This is a genomic window from Clostridium sp. UBA1652 (assembly GCF_002320975.1).
Taxonomy (GTDB): Bacteria; Bacillota; Clostridia; order Clostridiales; family Clostridiaceae; genus Clostridium_T; species Clostridium_T intestinale.
In genome coordinates this window covers 1-241 of the sequence record NZ_DCLI01000022.1, presented here as the reverse complement: position 1 = coordinate 241, position 241 = coordinate 1, and positions in this window count along the sequence as shown.

Below are 241 nucleotides of genomic sequence, written 5' to 3'. Positions count from 1 at the left end.
ATGCCATTATCACCAAATATAAGCAGACATTCAAAATTTCACATTTTGTATGATCGCTTATCCTAACAGCTACGCTGAAAGGACTTAGGAAAGAATTTTATTCTTTCAAAATTGCACATAAGTGTGGGTCTAAATCTATGATTTAGTTCCCCCGAACTTACTCATTAGCTTTAGCTAAAGAGTTTACTTTAATAATATTATTATATATTCCAGTTAACTATTGGTCAAGCCCTCGATCTAT